The sequence below is a fragment of the Streptomyces sp. HUAS 15-9 genome, from assembly GCF_025642155.1.
GTDB lineage: Bacteria > Actinomycetota > Actinomycetes > Streptomycetales > Streptomycetaceae > Streptomyces.
This window is the reverse complement of record NZ_CP106798.1, coordinates 8,460,092-8,477,134: the sequence shown is the minus strand read 5'-3', so window position 1 is coordinate 8,477,134 and position 17,043 is coordinate 8,460,092. Positions and strand designations below refer to the sequence as shown.

General features: G+C 68.8%; 15 protein-coding genes. 7 read left to right on the top strand and 8 right to left on the bottom strand.

Annotated features, from left to right (window positions below):
* Positions 1 to 7: 7 nt before the first annotated feature.
* Complete coding sequence (locus N8I87_RS38370) at positions 8 to 679, bottom strand: FMN-dependent NADH-azoreductase (protein WP_263215490.1); 672 nt, start codon at positions 677 to 679, stop codon at positions 8 to 10.
* Between the two features lie 119 nt (positions 680 to 798).
* Between N8I87_RS38370 and N8I87_RS38365 the strand changes: the two genes are divergently transcribed.
* Entirely contained in the window at positions 799 to 1,761 is a 963-nt protein-coding gene (locus N8I87_RS38365) for a LysR family transcriptional regulator (protein WP_263215489.1), read from the top strand.
* Between the two features lie 34 nt (positions 1,762 to 1,795).
* Here the strand turns inward: N8I87_RS38365 and N8I87_RS38360 are convergent, their stop codons facing one another.
* From N8I87_RS38360 to N8I87_RS38350, 3 genes are read right to left on the bottom strand one after another with little or no spacing between them, the layout of a single operon-like run.
* Positions 1,796 to 2,200 (bottom strand): nuclear transport factor 2 family protein, encoded by a 405-nt coding sequence (locus tag N8I87_RS38360; RefSeq protein WP_263215488.1) that lies wholly within the window; start codon positions 2,198 to 2,200, stop codon positions 1,796 to 1,798.
* Positions 2,197 to 3,138, bottom strand: a complete 942-nt coding sequence (locus tag N8I87_RS38355; RefSeq protein ID WP_263215487.1) for an NAD-dependent epimerase/dehydratase family protein — start codon at positions 3,136 to 3,138, stop codon at positions 2,197 to 2,199. Before N8I87_RS38355 ends, N8I87_RS38360 begins: the two co-directional genes overlap by 4 nt.
* Before the next feature lie 28 nt (positions 3,139 to 3,166).
* A complete protein-coding gene (locus tag N8I87_RS38350) occupies positions 3,167 to 5,920 on the bottom strand; it encodes a non-ribosomal peptide synthetase (protein WP_263215486.1) in 2,754 nt (917 codons plus the stop codon).
* 549 nt (positions 5,921 to 6,469) lie between these two features.
* Here N8I87_RS38350 and N8I87_RS38345 point away from each other — a divergent pair.
* A complete protein-coding gene (locus N8I87_RS38345; protein WP_263215485.1) occupies positions 6,470 to 7,828 on the top strand; it encodes a cytochrome P450 in 1,359 nt (452 codons plus the stop codon).
* Here the strand turns inward: N8I87_RS38345 and N8I87_RS38340 are convergent.
* Positions 7,812 to 8,402, bottom strand: a complete 591-nt coding sequence (locus N8I87_RS38340) for a DUF3995 domain-containing protein (protein WP_263215483.1) — start codon at positions 8,400 to 8,402, stop codon at positions 7,812 to 7,814. The two genes, N8I87_RS38345 and N8I87_RS38340, sit on opposite strands and share 17 nt — an antisense overlap.
* Before the next feature lie 238 nt (positions 8,403 to 8,640).
* Here N8I87_RS38340 and N8I87_RS38335 point away from each other — a divergent pair, with 238 nt between their 5' ends.
* The 5 genes from N8I87_RS38335 (at position 8,641) to N8I87_RS38315 (ending at position 14,717) form a co-directional block, all read left to right on the top strand.
* On the top strand, positions 8,641 to 9,234 hold the full coding sequence (locus N8I87_RS38335; protein ID WP_263215482.1) for a hypothetical protein: 594 nt from the start codon (positions 8,641 to 8,643) through the stop codon (positions 9,232 to 9,234).
* A 158-nt stretch (positions 9,235 to 9,392) separates the two neighbouring features.
* Complete coding sequence (locus tag N8I87_RS38330) at positions 9,393 to 10,280, top strand: universal stress protein (protein WP_263215481.1); 888 nt, start codon at positions 9,393 to 9,395, stop codon at positions 10,278 to 10,280.
* A gap of 338 nt (positions 10,281 to 10,618) precedes the next feature.
* Positions 10,619 to 13,330 carry a YfhO family protein gene (locus N8I87_RS38325; RefSeq protein WP_411577337.1) on the top strand — a complete coding sequence of 904 codons (2,712 nt, stop codon included), beginning with the start codon at positions 10,619 to 10,621 and terminating at the stop codon, positions 13,328 to 13,330.
* Positions 13,331 to 13,365: 35 nt separating this feature from the next.
* Positions 13,366 to 14,316 (top strand): glycosyltransferase family 2 protein, encoded by a 951-nt coding sequence (locus tag N8I87_RS38320; protein ID WP_263215480.1) that lies wholly within the window; start codon positions 13,366 to 13,368, stop codon positions 14,314 to 14,316.
* The gene (locus tag N8I87_RS38315; protein WP_263215478.1) at positions 14,316 to 14,717 is read left to right on the top strand and encodes a GtrA family protein; all 402 of its coding nucleotides are present in this window, start codon (positions 14,316 to 14,318) and stop codon (positions 14,715 to 14,717) included. The genes N8I87_RS38320 and N8I87_RS38315 overlap by 1 nt, the downstream gene beginning before the upstream one ends.
* On the opposite strand, the gene N8I87_RS38310 is transcribed toward N8I87_RS38315, so the two are convergent.
* From N8I87_RS38310 to N8I87_RS38300, 3 genes are all read right to left on the bottom strand, one after another.
* Positions 14,686 to 15,264, bottom strand: coding sequence for a TetR/AcrR family transcriptional regulator (locus tag N8I87_RS38310; RefSeq protein WP_263215476.1), 579 nt, complete (start codon positions 15,262 to 15,264; stop codon positions 14,686 to 14,688). The two genes, N8I87_RS38315 and N8I87_RS38310, sit on opposite strands and share 32 nt — an antisense overlap.
* Before the next feature lie 2 nt (positions 15,265 to 15,266).
* On the bottom strand, positions 15,267 to 15,740 hold the full coding sequence (locus N8I87_RS38305; protein WP_263215474.1) for a nuclear transport factor 2 family protein: 474 nt from the start codon (positions 15,738 to 15,740) through the stop codon (positions 15,267 to 15,269).
* A 137-nt stretch (positions 15,741 to 15,877) separates the two neighbouring features.
* Entirely contained in the window at positions 15,878 to 16,915 is a 1,038-nt protein-coding gene (locus tag N8I87_RS38300; RefSeq protein ID WP_263215473.1) for a glycoside hydrolase family 3 N-terminal domain-containing protein, read from the bottom strand.
* Between the last annotated feature and the right edge of the window lie 128 nt (positions 16,916 to 17,043).

The following is a 17,043-nucleotide window of genomic DNA, read 5'->3' as shown; positions in this document are numbered from 1 at the left end:
GTGAGTGTCACACCTCGCCGTGCGCGCGTGCCCCGTCGAGCGCCGTCCGGTACGAGGTGGCCGCCACGTCCTTCAGGTGGGCGAGCCGGGGCACGTGCGCCGACTTGGTCAGCTCCGCGTGCAGGAAGGTCAGGTCGGAGGCGAGGCCCACCATGCCGAGGGCCGCCTTCAGGTACGGCTCCTGGTGGTCGCAGTCGTGGCGCGGGGTGCCCGGACCGTAGGCACCGCCGCGTGCGGAGGCCACCACGACCTTCTTGCCCCGCAGCGGCCCCTCACCGGAGGCCGGGTCGAGGATCAGCGGCGCGATCAGGACGCGGTCGAACCACGCCTTGAACGTCGACGGCACCGAGAAGTTGTACATCGGCACGCCGAGAAGGATCGTGTCGGCCGCGAGAAGCTCCTCGACCAGGGGCCATGTCACGGCCCAACTGGACTTCTCCTCCGAGGTCTTCGCCGCCGCACGGGCCGCCGCGAGGTCGCGGACGCCCTCCGTCTCCAGGCGGTGCATCACCTCGATCTGCGCGCCGTCGACGTGCGGGACGGGGTCGGCGGCCAGGTCGCGGTAGACGTACTCGCCCTCGGGGTTGGTCTTGCGCCAGGTCTCCGCGAACTCGCCCGAGATCCGGCGGGAGACCGAGCCCTGGCGAGGACTGGAATCGAGATGGAGCAGTGTGGGCATGGCGGAAATCCCTTGTCTGATCGACATGTTGAACAGGAGTCGATCTCCATTGAAATCACCGGGCGGGTTCCTGTCCCGTAATCTGACGTGATACTTCGTAACCGGAAGCGTTAGCGAGGATGACGGTGCTGGACGTAAGGAAACTTGTGCTGCTGCGTGAGGTCGGTGCCCGGGGATCGATCGCCGCGGCGGCGCAGGCGCTGAACTACACGCGTTCGGCGGTCTCCCAGCAGCTGTCCGCCCTGGAGGCGGAGACCGGCGCCGCACTCCTGGACCGCGGCAGCAAGCGGGCCGAACTCACCACTGCCGGGCGACTGTTGGTGACGCACACCGAGCGGGTGCTCGCCGCACTCGAAACGGCGGAGGCACAATTGCTCGCCCGCGAGGACGGCAAGGTCACCGGCGAACTGCGGGTGGGTGTCCCGCTGCACGAGGGTCCGGCGCTACTGGTACCGGCGCTGAACCGGCTGCGCGATCGCCATCCGGGGCTGCGCATCACCCTGCACGGCGTGGATCCCGACGAGGGCCGGCAGACGGTCCGGCTGGGGCGGCTCGACGCCGTCCTGGCCGCCGGCTATCCGCAGGTGCCCGAGCCCAGGGTGCCGGGGCTGTACGAGGAGGAGGTCATCAGCGACCGCATTCGCCTCGCCGTCGCCCCCGATCACCCGCTGACCCGTGCGGAGGGGACGTGCGCCCTCGCCGAGTTCGCGGAGCAGCCGTGGCTGCTGGACCGCGCGTCCAGGCTCGGGCGCCTGGCCCTGCATCTGTGTGCCGGTGCCGGTTTCGTCCCCGACGTCGTCTCCGACATCGGGGACATGCAGGCCGTCCTGGGGCTGGTCTCCCTGGGCTGGGGCGTCGCGCTGGTCCCCGACCTGGTTCCGGACCGCCCGGGGCACCCGGTCACCCGTCTCGCCCTGGAGGGAATCCGGCCCACCCGCCGGGTCACTCTCGTGGTACGCGAGGGCGCCCTGGACAGCCCCCCGGTGGCCGCCCTGCTCCCGGCCGTCCGGGAGGCGGCCGACAACCTGCGCCTACCGACACGCCGGGAACCCGGCAGCCAGTCCCCCGAGAACAGGTGGTAGCTGCCGACGGCTCGGCCCGTGAGTCATGTACAGGTCAGCTCTCGATCACTCGGTGGAAGGCAACAGTGTCGAAGATGTCCTCCATGCGTACCGCCCTGCCGTTGCGCAGCACCCAGGAGTGTACGAACCGCTGTGTCTCCGTATGACCGCTCCGGGAGACAATGTCACGGTGGCCGAGGACGACCACGCGGTCGCCCTCGCGGATGAACTCCGTCGGGTGCAGTCGCATTCCACCGAGGACGGTGGGGACATGGGCGAGGAACTCCTTGACGCCAGCGTGCCCGTGCTTGGTGCCGCCCAGGCCGTAGACGGCCATGCCCTCGGGGTGCACCCACTCGATGTCCGGGTCCAGGGCGTCCAGGAGTGCGCCCACGTCACGGGCCGCGAAAGCCGCGTAGGCGGCATGGATCGGTGCCAGCGGATCGGTGCTCTCGGTCATGCCCTGTCCGCTCCTTCAGGCTTGAGGTACTCGGGGTACATGGCCGCGAGGGTGCGCCGGATGCCCTCGCGCCAGGGGACCTTGCACGGTCCGGTGAGCGACCGGCGCAGGGTCGGGTCGAACTGGTACGTCTCCCGGGTGACTTCACTCGGTACGAGGTTCGCCGTCACGCCGGTCAGTTCCTCCAGGTAGCGGACGCAGTCGGTCATGCCGACGGACTCGTCGCCGCCCCAGTTGGTCAGGGTCACCGGGACGCTCGCCGCATGCCACAGGTGCGGGACCTGCTCGATGAGGTCTTCGGTGTACAACAGCGAGGTCCAGTTCTGGCCCTCCAGGGGCACCGCGATCGGCTCGCCCGCGAGCATGCGCTTGAAGTAGAGCATCGGCACGCCGCCGTAACCGCCGGGCCCGTAGGCGATGTTGAGGCGGGCGATGACGGTCGGCAGGTCGAGGGTCCGAGCGAAGGCCCGGACCGTGCCCTCCGCCGCGATCTTGACCACCGGGTAGGCGGGCAGCCAGTCGGCCTTGCCGTCCAGCGGATCCGTCTCGGTGTACTTGTGGTCGAGGGTCTGGCGGGCGTACAGCGCGCCGGTGGAGACGTACAGGAACGCCTCCGCCGTACGGCAGTGCGTCATCAGGCGTCCCGCGGCGACGGAGTTGGCCTCGACGGCCGCGTTGAAGTCGCCGTCCTCGCCGCGCCGTACGGCGGAGTGGAAGACATGGGTGAAGTCCTCCGGCAGGCCCTTGAGGGAGCCGGAGCTCGTGTCGTCCATGTCCCAGCGGAAGGTGTGGATGCCGTGGCGGTTCAGCTCCTCCTCCGCTCCGGGGGCGCCGAAGCGGCCCAGCGCCCACACCTCGTTGCCGTCGGCCAGCGCCTTGGCCACGGGTCCGGCGACCTGGCCGGTGGCACCGGTCACCAGGATCTTCTTGCCGTTCAAGGGGTCTTCCTCCCTGGGATGGTGGCGGTCAGGCGTCGCCGAGAGCGCGGTCCAGTTCCTTGCGCAGGATCGACTGGAAGATCGCCACATGCGCCGGGCCCATCAGCGTGTAGTGCTCGCCGGGTACGTCGATGTAGCGGTTCTCGCCGGTGACGTGCTCGTCCCAGCGGCACAGCTCGTTGTTGAGCCAGTCCTCCTTGGTGCCGCGCAGCGGGGTGGCGTAGAAGACGCTCATCGAGCGGACCTTGCCGGCGGGTGAGTAGCCGCGTCCTAGGTCGGTGAGACCGTCGGCGAGTTCCGCCCATGCCTTGAACTTCTCGAAGGTCAGGTCGAGTTCGGCGAGCCGCCCGTGGGGCGCGTGGTCGATGAAGTGGGCGAGCTGCTCGTCCTTGGGCAACGACCGTAGCTGGGCGGGCAGTTCGAGAGCCTGCTTCTTGTCGATGAGTTCCAGGAAGAACGCAAGGTTGGCCGCGGTCTCGATGAAGTCCAGTTCGTTCATGCGGTACTTGATGTGCGGCGGCAGGTTGAAACTGCCGACGAAGTCGACGCGCTCACCCTGCTCTTCGAGCACCTTGGCTATCTCGAAGGCGACCGCACCGCCGTACGAGTACCCCGCGACGGCGTACGGGCCGTGCGGCCGGCGGGAGCGAATGGCCGCGACGTAGGTGTCGACCATCTCGCCGAAGCTCTCGAAGGGCTTCTCGCCGGGGTTGAAGCCGCGGGCGCGCAGGGCGTAGAAGGGCCGTTCGCCGACGAAGTACTTGGCGAGGTTGACGAAGACGAGTACCTCTCCGACGCCGGGGTGCACACAGAACAGCGGGGTCCTGTCGCCGGTGGTCTGCATCGGGACGATCGGGTCGTACTCCTTCCCGCCGTCCTCGGCACGGTCGAGGTGGGCGGCCAGCGCCCGCACGCTGGGGGCTCGCAGCACGGTGATGATCTGCAGGTCGTGTGCGCCGAGCCGCTGGGCGACCAGGGAGCGCAGACGCAGGATGTCGAGCGAGGTGCCGCCCAGGTCGAAGAAGTTGGCGGTGGCACTCAGCCGGTCCGGGTCGGTGTCGAACATCTCGGCGTAGATCCTGGCGAGCACCAGCTCCGTTTCGCCCTCGGGGGCGGAGTAGCCGCCGAGCCTGCGCAGCACGAGGTCGTCGACCCGCGCCCGCACGTCGTCGTACGCTCCCGCCTCCAGCCGCTTGCGCATCAGCGCGCGCTGGATCTTGCCCAGACTGGTCTTGGGGAAGGCGTCCTTCGGCAGCGGGAGGACGAGCGCGGGCCGGAATCCCCAGTGCATGACGACGGTGCTGCGTATCGCGCTGAGCACCCGGTACAGCGCGAGTTCGTCGCCGTCGGCGCACTCCGGCCGGAAGGCGATGACGAGCTGCTCGGTGTCGCTGCCGGGGGCGCGGGTCGGGAAAGCGGCGACATAGGAGCGGGCGACGTCGTCGAGGCCTTCGAGAAGGGTCTCGATGTCATGGCTGAAGTAGTTGACGCCATTGACGATGACGCTGTCCTTGCTGCGGCCGACCAGGGCGAGCCTGCCGTCGTCGATCCGCCCGAGGTCACCGCTGCGGAACCAGCCGTCGGGGGTGAAGGCATCCTGGGTGGCCTGCTCGTTGTTGTAGTAACCGGCCGTGATCATCGGCCCGTTGAGCTGCAGCTCGCCCACCTGGCCCGCGGGCAGCTCACGGTGCTCCTCATCGGCGACCCGGATACTCAGCCCCTCGACGGGCCGGCCCAGGTTGGCGAACTCCTGCCCCTGGTCGGCGGCGGGGAAGTCGGTGGAGTAGATGCTGCCCGCGCAGGTCTCGGACATGCCGAAAGCGGGCCACAGGGCGTCGGCGCGCAGCCCGTAGGGGGCGAAGCGGCTGAGGAAGGTCTCGCCGGTGGTGCGTACGACGGCCTCGCCGCCGCTGATGATGTGCCGCAGCCGGGACAGGTTGATCCCGTCCCCCTCCTCCTCGTCGAGCCGGTCCGCCTGTGGATTGATCAGCCCGAGCAGGAAGTTGGGGGTGAAGGTCATGGTGACGCCGAAGCGGGAGATGATCCGTAGGAAGTTCAGCGGCTCCTGAAGCACCACGGGCGCCTCGACGTGCACCTGGGTGCTGCCCGTGGACAGCGGCAGCAGATGGCATTCGAGGAGCGCGGCGACGTGGTCGAAGGAGACCCAGTTGAGGCTGGTGTCTTCGGCCGTCAGCCGGTGGTAGCCGTTCTTGGCGGCCATGGACGCGAGCAGATTGGCATGGCTGAGCATCACCGCCTTGGAGTTGCCGGTCGAGCCCGAGGTCAGCACGAGGACGGCGGTGTCCTTGGGATCGGCCTCGTGGAAGGAGTCGGCGAGCCTCTCGACGCGCAGCTCCTCCAGGGGAACGACGGACAGACCCTGGGCCGCCGGGAGTCCGGCGGCGAGCGTGGCGCTGGTGACGACCAGCGGATGGTCGAGAAGGGTGTCGACATGGGTGAGCTGGGCGGCCCAGCGCTCCGGGTCGCCGCCGAGTGCGGCCATCGGGCAGGGTATGAACCCGCCGAGCTGGCAGGCCCAGAACGCGGTGAGGAACTCCCGTGGTTTCTCCAGCAGCAGGACGACCTTGTCCCCGGGCGCGAGACCGTGTTCCCGCAGGCCGACGAGGACCGAGCGGGCCGCGTCGAGAAGTTCGGGATGGCTCTGCAGGGGTGCGTCGCGGTCGTCCGCGCTCCGGGGGTAGCGAAGCCCGGACTCCGCGTTGTCCCGGGCGGCGTCGCGCAGCAGGTCCACGATGGTCCGCGTCGTCACGGCTGTAGTCATGTGGGTGCTTTCCTCCTCTGCGTCGGCCTTCGCACCCGGGATCACCGGGACGGCAGGCCGAACCATGTACGGGATTTCGTTCAGACGAAGGTGACGCACAAGCGAAAGGGGGAGATGGATGCCGGGGAAATCAATCCCTGGGGAATCAATCTCTGGAGCCACGACACTGGAGCCCCGAATACCCGCCGACAATAAGAACGGGTGGACCGGGTTGTCAAAGCCTCAAGGGAACGACGGGAGCATCGGGAAAGAGGTAGATGCCCCTGTCAAACATGACACGGCGTGAGAGGGAACACACAGGTCAGGTAGGTGTGACCGCAATCTTCCGGGGTGTCACCTTTCTGACCTGCGCCACTCCGACTTCGGCAACTCCGCCGAAACAACACGTCGCCCAACAGGCTCCTAAAATCGCACGGTGGCAATTTTTTATGACGGTGGGCGTAAGCGATTGAGACAGATACGGAAAAGGCTGAATGCCACGACGGGCCGGGGCAGGGCAGGGCGGGGCGGACTGTCACCAAGCGTTCCTCCTCACGTACAGTCGGTGATGTGGAGACCGAAGCAAGTCCCGGCCCTCTTCCGCACGTTCCCCGTACGGGGCGGCCGGTTCCCGAAGCCGAGCCCGGGCTCGTGGAGCGTTGGCGTTCGGGCGGAGGCGAACTGGTCGGGCTGCTGTCCCAGGTCCGCGAACGGTTCGGCGGTATCGCCGCGTTCCGGCTCGGGCCGGCTCCCACGGTACTTGTCACCGACCCGCAGGCGGTCCAGCACGTACTAGCCCGGCACCCGGAGCGGTACGTCAAGCGCTCCCACCGCGCCCGTGTGCTGATCGGCGACGGTGTTCTCGCGGCCACCGGTGCGGCGTGGAAGCGGCAACGCCGTTTGCTGCAGTCCCAGTTCACCGGTACCGGGATGCGCCGTTACGAACGGCGCATCACCGAGGCCGCCCGGACCACCGCCGGCCGCTGGAGCGAGTACGCGCGCAGCGGGCAGACCTTCGATGTCGGGCAGGAGATGCGCCGCTTCGCCCTGGACGCCATCTGGCGCTCTCTCACCGGGCACCCCCTCGACGAGGGCACCGAGCGCGAACTGACCGCCGTAGCGGTGGTGGCGGCGGCCCTCCCGACTCTTCCCGCCGACGTCACCGACGCCCAGGACGCCGTCGCCGCCGATCTCGCCCGGATCGACGCGGTCGCCCGGCACGCCATCGAGGCCGCCCGGGGCGGGGCGGCGGGCCCCGACGGACCGGGCCTGCTGCGCGTCCTGACCGACGCCGCCACCGAGCGCCCCGAGTACACCGACCGGCTGATCCGCGACGAGTTGGTCACGTTGCTCGTGGCCGGACACGAGACCACCGCCACCACCCTGACCTGGCTCTACCTGCTCCTCGATCAGCATCCCGCCGCCCGCGAACAAGCTCTCGCCGCCGGCTGCGACGGCTCGCCCCAACGCCGCCAGGCCATCCAGGCTCTGGTCCACGAGACACTCCGCCTCTACCCGTCCGCCTGGATCCTGCCCCGCCATGCCACCGAGGACGACACCCTCGCCGGCCATGCCGTCGAAGCGGGCACCGACATCCTGGTCTGCCCCTACCTCACGCACCGCGATCCCGAACTGTGGCCGGACCCGGAGCACTTCACCCCCCGGCGCTTCATCACCCCGGACGACCGCCCCACCCACCCGGGCGCCTACTACCCGTTCGGCATCGGTCCGCGCGCCTGCCTCGGACTGCAATTCGCGCTCCGCGAATCGACCGTGCTCCTCGAACACCTGCTGCCGGTCCACATCCCGGTCTTCTCCTCCACCCCCACGAAGGCGGTGTACGGCATCACCGTCCGCCCCGACGGCCCCACCCCCGCGACCTTGACTGCTGCTCGTCGGGATCCGACGGTCATCAACCAACCCCGGTGATCAGCGACGCCAAGGACAGGAGCAACGCACCGAGCGCCCCCACAGCACCGTAGAGTCGCGTCTCCCCCCGGGCATCCAGTCGGCGGACGTACCGCGTGGTGGCGACGGCGAAAGCCAGACCGCCGACGATGAACCACGGTCCCCACAGGCAGAGATACCAGCGGGTCAGCCCGACCAGGCCGGGCGCGACAGAGCGGGTCCCGAGTTCGACCAGCACTCCATGGGCAACGAAGAGACAACCGTGCCAGGCGAGCAGCACCGCCGCACCGCCACCACAGAACACCATGAGACGGCCGGTCCAGGTGCCCCGCCGATGTGTCAGGCCGATACCGATCAGGGCCCCGAAGACCTTCAGGAGACCGGTCACCCACAGGACGGCCATGAACCACGCCACCCGGTCATCGGCGAGCTTCACCAGGGACGGCGACACCGTCGTCCGCGCGCCGAAGGTACTCCCCATCGCCCAGGCGAAACTGGGCACCGCGAACAGGAGCCCCCACACCGCAGCAGCGAGCCCCGGCCAGGCGCCCGGCCGAAGGCGGGTTACATCGTCCACAGACAGCTTGGTCGCCATGACTCCATCGTGACCGGACCACGACGTGGAGAAGTCATCCATACGGATGATCCACCTCCGCCACGGGAGCTACCTCACTCATCCAGTGGTGCCGGGCGAGATAGTGCTATCAAGCCACCGGAACGGCGACCTTTCGAGGCTGAAATGAGCTCATGCTTTTCCGGTGAGAGCTAGTAATGTCCCGAACGGCAGCAGCATCCAGCGTCAGCAGATCACGCTTTCCGGAGGAGAGTCTTCCATGCGATTCAGATTCCGTTCTCTGGCACATGCAGGCACACGCGCATTCGCGGTGCTGGCACTGCTGCTGGGTTTATCCGGCGGCCTTACGGCAACCGCAACCGCCGCGCAGACCGGGCAGACCGGACTGGACAACACCTGGGCCTGTTCCGTGCCGGCGGGATACACCTACGACCGCGTGACGAGTCAGCTGAATACTTGTGGATCCGGCTTCCATTCTTACTATCATTTGCGCGCACCCCAAGACAACATCTGGGTGTGCTACGTCCTGCCCGGCTACACCTACGACCAGGCCAGTAACCAGCTGAACGTCTGCAACTCGTCCGGGTTCGCCAACAGCTACCGCATGCGAGTCGGGCAGAACAACATCTGGGCTTGTTCCCTCCCCAACGGCAGCCTCACCTACGATCGAGTCGCAAACCAATTGAACGTCTGCAACCCCTCCGGCTTCGCAAACAGCTACCACCTTCGCACACCCGTGAATGGCCTTTGGGCGTGCAACGTTCCCGCAGGGTGGACCTACGACCAGGTGTCCAACCAATTGAACGTCTGCAATCCCTCCGGCTTCGCAAACAGTTACCGCCTGCGAGGCTGACACTCTCCGAGTCCCCCCAATACGGTCCCCAAGGCTCATTGCAGCCTTGGGGACCGCGCGTTTACTCCGCTGCCATGGAAATCACCATCCCGTGGCAGCAAGCCGTCGCCGGGGTGATTCTGAAAGGGGAGGCAGAGCGTTCGGACGCAGGAGGCACCGTGGGTGGTCTGGTGGTCGTGGGCGTGGACGGGTCGGCGTCGAGTCTTGCCGCGGTGGAGGCGGCGGCGCGGGAGGCACGGCTGAGGAGAGCGGCGCTCAAGGTGGTGCACGCCTTTCTCTGGCCCGCGATGCATGTACCCCTGGGTCCGTCACCCCTGGGTCCGCCGGAAGGCGGGATCCGGAACATGGTCGACCGCCTGGTGACCGAGGCGGTGGAGCACGCCAGAACAGCGGCACCGGGCGTGGAGGTGTCGCACACGGTGGTGATGGGTGAGCCGTTGACGGTACTGGAGGCGCAGTCGCGTGCCGCCGACCTCGTGGTCGTCGGGTCCCGAGGCATGGGCGGGTTCGTCGGGCTCCTGGTGGGCTCGACAGCGGTGCATCTGGCGGCACACGGTCGCTGCCCGGTACTGGTGGTACGGCAGGAAGCCCACACCGACGGTCCGATCCTGCTGGGTGTCGACGGCTCCGCCGCGGGTGCGGAAGCGGTGGACTTCGCCTTCGCCGAGGCCGCCTTGCGCACGGCGCCCTTGGTGGCACTGCACGCCTGGACCACGTGGAATGCGCCGCTGCCCACCCCGCAGGTCGCGTCGATGCCGTACGCGAACCCGCCGGGAGCACTCGGCCAGGAGGAGGAGACCCTCCTCTCAGCGGCGCTGGCCGGCCGTCACGAGCGGTACCCGGATGTGGCGGTGGAGCACAAGGTCGTACACGGCCGGACACGAGAAGCCCTGATCGAGGCGAGCCGGTCCGCCCAACTGGTGGTGGTCGGGGCTCGGGGACGCGGCGGCTTCGCCGGGTTGTTGCTGGGGTCGGTCAGCCAGGCCGTGCTGCATCACGCGCACTGTCCGGTCGTGGTGGTACGGGGCGCGGGCACGCAATCCTGACCGTGATGGGCACTCGCCCGCCCGCCATATCATTCACCGTTGAATCACTCCTTTGACAATTTCCGTTTCCCTGGCGTTCACCGCGCTTTCCTGCACCCCCGGGAACGGAATTGCAGTACACACTCTCAATTTCCAGACGAGGCACAACCATTCGGAAACATGGCCCGTCTAAGACTGCGAATCACATAAGGCACGGGGAGTGACGCCCCCGGACGAGACGCTCTGCGTCCCACTTCCCCTGGGGGCCTGCCAAGAATGCATCACCCGATCCTGCCCATCGCCATTTCCTGTGGCACTCCTCACAGGAACGCACGCCGTCGGCCGTACAGGAACAGGATGTGAAACCGACGACCCGCCCGGCGCCGGAGGCCACATCCGCGCCGCCCGCAGATCCGCCGGACGGCCATGCGCACGAGCGCCGTCCGTGGCCCCGGCTGCCACGCCCGACGGCAGGACCGGCACAGGCCGCGGCGCTGCTCGCGGCGGCCCTCACCGTCCTCGCGTCGTGCGCCGCCGACGCCATCGCGCGCAGCTACCCCTTCGGGCCTCGCACCCGTAACGTCAACGACCTGGGCAACCAGTACGTACCCTTCCACGCACACCTGTGGGACCTGCTGCACGGACGGGCCGACGGCGCTCTCCTGGTCAACTGGCAATCAGGATTCGGCTCCAGCTTCCTGCCCGACGTCGGTACGTACGTCAGCAGCCCGTTCGCGCTGCTCGTCGCGGTGTTCCCGAGGGACGAGATCGACCTCGCGGTCTACGTGATCACCGTGCTGAAGACCGCCTCCGCCGGCGCGGCCATGGCCTGGCTGCTGCTCGCCCTTCGCCCCGGCCGCTGGTGGGCGGCTGGACTGCTCGGCGCCTCCTACGCCCTGTGCGGCTGGAGTGTGGCCATGGGCGCGTACAACCCCATGTGGCTCGACGGACTCATCGCCCTGCCGCTGCTGTGCCTGGTCGGTGAGTGGGCGCTGAGCGGACGGCGCCCGGCCCTCGGGGTGCTGGTCGTGGCGGTCGCCTGGATCGCCAACTTCTACACCGCGTACATGGCCACCCTCGGCGCCGGTCTGGTGCTGCTGCTCCGGCTGTGGCTCTCCTGTCTCCCGCGTCGGCGGCGGTTCGCGGCAGCCGGGCGGGCAGGCCTGACCGTGGCACTCGGCGTCGGACTGGCCGCACCGCTGGTGACGGTCGTGTACTTCGGGACCAGGCACGCCTTTCCGGGCCGGGTCAGGCAGTTCGTGCCGCTGCCGGCCGAGGACCTGCTGGCCCGCCTGCTGCCGACGACGTACAGCTTCAGCAGTCCGGCCGTGTACGTGGGCAGCACGGCGCTGCTGCTCGCCCTCGCCCTGCCCTTCCACCGAGCGGTTCCGGGGCGGGTGCGCACGGGGTGGACGCTGCTGGTGGCGGTCGTGACGCTGTCGATGCAGTGGGGGCCGACCCATCTGGTGTGGCACGCCTTCGCCACCCCTCAGGGCAGCACGTACCGCCAGACCTTCGTGCTGTGCGCACTGCTGGTGATCGCGGCGTGGACCTCGCTCTCGTACGGCCCACCCGACCGACGCGCGCTGGCAGCGGCAGCGGGACTGCTCACGCTCATCATGGCCGCCGCGAGCGCGAGCGAACTGACGCGCCGCGCCTTCACGTTGCCGCTCGCGCTGCTCGCCGCCCTGGCCGCGCTCGCCGGACTGGCCCTGCTGGGCCGCACGGACGGCGGACGCCGCACCGCCCTCGCCACGCTCGCGGTGGCCCTGCTCCTCGGTGGGCAGTTCGGCGAGGCGGCCGCCACCTCCGCCGTGGCCACGCGGCTGCGGCTCGCCCACATGGACGACTACGCCCCCTGGGGCGCACGCCAGCAGCGGCAGTCGGACGCGATCGCCGACGCCGACGGCTGGCCCCGGTACCGCACCGAGCCGGGCCGGGAGCAGACCGTCGGCAACGATCCGCTGGAGGTGGGCGGCCAGGGCGCCCAGTACTACAGCAGTCTCACCTCCGACGTGCTCAGCCGCACGCTCACCGCCCTCGGGGACGGCTGGACCTCGCGCGGCCGCAACCTGCAGAGCCTGGACAACGCCGTCACGGACGCGATCTTCTCCGTCGGCGCGCGGGTGCACTCCCCGCCGGACCCGCACCAGAACTGGTTCCCGCAGGACGGCAGCCGCACGACCGTGTCCCGGCAGGAGGTGCCGCCCCTGGTCACGGTGCGACCGCCCGGCACTCACGGCCGCACCGACGTCGACGCCTTCGGCTCGTCGCCGTACCGCAACCAGGAGTTGCTGCTGGGCAGCCGGGTCTACACCGTGCCCCGCCTCACCGTGCGCACCAGCGCCGGGAGGACATCGGACCGCAGCGACGACACACGGCCCGGACTGCGACTCGGTGCCCCGCCCGCCGGTACCGCCGCACGACAGCCGACGATCACGGCCAACTGTCCGGCCGGCAACGAGGTGTACCTGTGGGCACCGCACTTCTCGGGCTCCGCGCGCCTGGCCGGTGACCCGGCCCACGGCCTGACCGGGCGGTTCCGCTCGGACCACCCGGTCACCAAGATCGCCGCCATGCAGCGGCTCGGCACAGTGCCCGCTTCCGGACGCCTGCGGATCGATCTCTCCCCCGACCGGACGAGCCTCGTCCCGGACGACGCGGTCGGCTGCCTGGACACCTCCCGGCTGCGCACCGCCGTCGAACGGCTCAGGACCACCGGCGCCAGCGAGGTGACCGTCTCCGACGGCACCATCCGGGCCCAACTCCCCGCGGGCAGCAGGGGAACCGCGGTCGTGGCGGCTCCCCGGATCGCCGGCTGGCGCTGCGCCACGGGCGACGCGGCCGCCGTGCCCGCCCGGGAGTACTACGGCCTCATCGCCGTGCCCCTCGACGGCTCCTCGACCAGCCTCACCTGCACGTTCCACCCGCCCGGCCTGCGGCTGGGCGCGGCGGTCTCAGGTGCCTCGCTGGCGACGCTGACCCTCCTGGGAGCCCTCGCCGCCGTCCGCCGCCGGCGTGCCACCGCGCCACCGACGACCACACGACCTTTCGACCTCACGAGCGCATAACCGGCGCTCCGAGACCGTGCCATAGGGGGAGAACCATGCTCATCTCGATCGTCGCACCCTGCTACAACGAAGAAGACGTCATCGAGCGCTTCCACGACGAGGTCCAGAAGGTCGCGGAGGAACTGCTGCCGCTCGGCCACGACATGGAGTTCGTGTACGTCGACGACGGGAGCCGTGACCGCACCCTCGGCGCCCTGAAGCGGCTGGCCGATCGCGACTCGCGCGTGCGGTACGTCTCCTTCAGCCGCAACTTCGGCAAGGAGGCGGCGCTGCTCGCCGGTCTGCGGCACGCCTCGGGAGACTCGGTGGTCGTCATGGACTCGGACCTCCAGCATCCACCGGAACTGATCAAACGCATGGTGGATCTGCGGGAACAGGGCTACGACCAGGTCATCGCCCGGCGCACCAGGAACGGCGACCCGATCACCCGTACCGTCACCGCCCGCCTGTACTACCGGCTCATCAACCGTCTCGTCGACGTGGAACTCATGGACGGCGTAGGCGACTTCCGGCTGCTGTCGCGTCGCGTGGTGGACGCGGTCCTGGCCCTCACCGAGTACAACCGCTTCTCCAAGGGCCTGTTCGCCTGGGTGGGGTTCCCCAGCACCACCTTCGAGTACGAGAACGCCGCACGCGAACACGGCCGCAGCTCATGGACCTTCCGCGGTCTGCTCAACTACGGACTCGACGGACTGCTGTCCTTCAACAACCGACCGCTGCGGGCCGCCCTCTATCTCGGTATGGGACTTCTGTTGTGTGCGGGCCTGTACACGGCCTGGATCGTGGGCGCTGCGCTCGTCAACGGCGTGGAGACACCCGGCTATGTCACGATCATCACCGCCGTCACGGCCTTGGCGGGCGTCCAGATGATCATGCTCGGGGTCATCGGGGAGTACACGGGCCGGATCTACTACGAGGTGAAGGGGCGGCCGCACTTCCTGGTGAAGGCGACCAACGTGGAACGGACGAAGGACCTCATTCCCTGATGCGCATCGCGACACCGCGCGCCGTGCCGAGGCAGATACTCACCTTCGCCGCGGTCGGCCTGATCAACACGGCCACGTACTACGGTCTTTACTTGCTCTTCCTCAATCCCCTGCCTTATCTCGGTGCCCATGTCCTTGCATTCCTGCTCAGTATGACCGGGTCCTTCTTCCTGAATGCACGCTTCACGTACCGGACTCGGCCGACCTGGCGGAAATTCCTGATGTTTCCCCTGACGAACGCGGCCAATTTCCTGATCACCACGGCGGGTGTGTATGTGATCGTCGGCGTCCTGCACGCCGGAAACCGGTTCGCCCCGCTCCTGGCGTCCATGGCGGCGATTCCGGTGACCTTCGTCGTCTCCCGGTGGATCATGCTCCCCGGCCCGGACGCGGCCGGGTAGAGGTCTGCAGCAAGGTGCGCGCGGCGTCCTTGGCCTGGCGGGCGGGCTCGGGGGAACCATGGATGGCTGCCGTGGTCATCGCGCCCTCGGCGAGAAGAACGAGGTGGTCGGTGAGCCGGTCGGGTACTTCCGCAGCGGCCACCAAGTCGGCGACGTAGTGCCGGAACGCCTGCTTGTGGGCCTTCGCCATGCCGGCCACGGCGGGGGACGTCGCCCCCATCTCCCCGAAGGAGTTGATGAATCCGCAGCCACGGAAGCCCGGCTCGCTGAACCAGCGGGACAACCAGTCGAACACCGCCAGGATGCGCTGGGTCGGCGATTCAGTGGTCTCCACATACCGGGCCAGCTCACTGAGCCAACGCGCGTCCCGCCGTCGCAGGTAGGCCTCGATCAGGGCGTCCTTGGAGGGGAAGAGCTGGTAGAGGCGCTTCAGCGGGACGCCTGAGGCGGACCGTATCGCGTCCATCCCCACAGCCCGGATGCCCTGGCCGTAGAACAGTTCCTCGGCCGCGTCGAGAACTCGCTTCTCGGCCTCTTCGCGTTCCACTTCTACAGACCCAGGTCGCTCAGGCCCGGATGACCGTCGGGCCGCCGCCCCAGGGGCCAGTGGAACAAGCGCTCCGACTCCTTGATGGGCAGTTCGTTGATGGAGGCGTAACGGTGATGCATCAGCCCGTCGTCACCGAATTCCCAGTTCTCGTTGCCGTAGGCGCGGAACCAGTTGCCCGAGTCGTCGTGGTACTCGTAGGCGAACCGCACCGCGATGCGGCTGCCGTCGTAGGCCCAAAGCTCCTTGATGAGGCGGTAGTCGAGCTCCCGGTGCCACTTCCGGGTGAGGAAGGAGACGATCTCGTCGTGGCCGGTGGGGAACTCCGCGCGGTTTCGCCACTGGGAGTCCACGGTGTAGGCGAGGGCGACCTTCTCCGGGTCGCGGGAGTTCCAGCCGTCCTCCGCCAGCCGGACCTTCTCCACCGCGGACTCACGGGTGAACGGAGGGAACGGACGGCGCGGTTCGTGTGTCATGCCATTCCTTTGGTCAAGCACTCGACTCGATGAGAACGTGCGTTCTCCAGTTACGACACAGTAGCGAGAACGATGGTTCTCCCACAAGGGCGGGGCGGACGGGGAAGTCATCCGCGAGACCACCATGGGTAGCCGGTTCAGTCCGCGCAGTGAATGAGGCCGGCTGCCTGCTTGGCCGCCAGGATTCGCCGTACGCTCGCCTCGACGTGGGCCCGTAGTGCCGGCTGATCGCGTTCGGCGTCCAGGACCGCGGATGTCATCGCGGGGATGTGGTCGGGATTCACGGTCAGCACGAGGTCCCCACCGGCGCGGAGGAAGGCCAGAGCGCGCCGGGACGGAGGCATGGACTGCACCGCGGCCGCGTTCCCCAGGTCGTCCGAGATGACGACGCCGTCGAATCCGAGGTCCTTGCGCAACGCGTCCTCGATGACGATGGGCGAGAAGACCGCCTGCCGCGCCGGATCGATACGGGTGTACGTCGCCAGGGAGACCATGACGAACCGGGCGCCGGCCGCTATGCCCTCGCGATAGACGGTGAGGTCACGGGAATCGCGGCCCACTGCGGTATCCGTGACCTGCGGAGTCGTGTCGGTGTTGGCGCGAACACCGCCGAGGCCGGGGAAGTGCTTGAGGGTGGTCAGCACGCCCGCCTGCCGGAACCCCTTGATGAACGCGGCGCTGTGGCCGGAAACGGCTTCGGCGGTGTGGCCGAACTGACGGTCGTAGCGACCGATGGGGCCATTGGCCCGTCCCATGTCCGAGGAGACGACGTCGGCGACCGGGGCCAGGTCGAGGTCGATGCCCGCTCCGCGCAGTTCGGCCGCCCATCGTGCCGCCTGCCGGCGCAGTTGCTGCTCGCTCCAGTCGCCCTGGGCGAGGGCGGGCGGGATGTCGGTGAAGCCGGGCCCGCGCAGCGGCTGCACCTGGCCGCCTTCCTGGTCGGTCGAGACCAGAGGGGCGACGCGGTTCTCTCCGACGGTCTGGCCGAGCAGACCCACACGCTCCGTCACGGCCTTGATCGCCGACGTGCCGGCACCACTCGGTCCCATGAGGATCACCGAGCCGACGTGGTGGTTGCCCAGGGCGGTCAGACTCCCCGCCATGGTCCGTTCACTGCCCGGCCTGACACGCACTCCTGCCACGAACAACTGGCCCACCTTCTGGGCGGGCGACATCTGCGAGCCGATCCGGTCGAGGCAGGTACCCGTGGCGGGCGTGGGGGCCGCGGAGGCAGGTCTGGTTCCCTGCTGGGGCCTCGCCCCGGTCAAATCGGTCCCGCCGCAGCCTGACAGGAACACCGCGC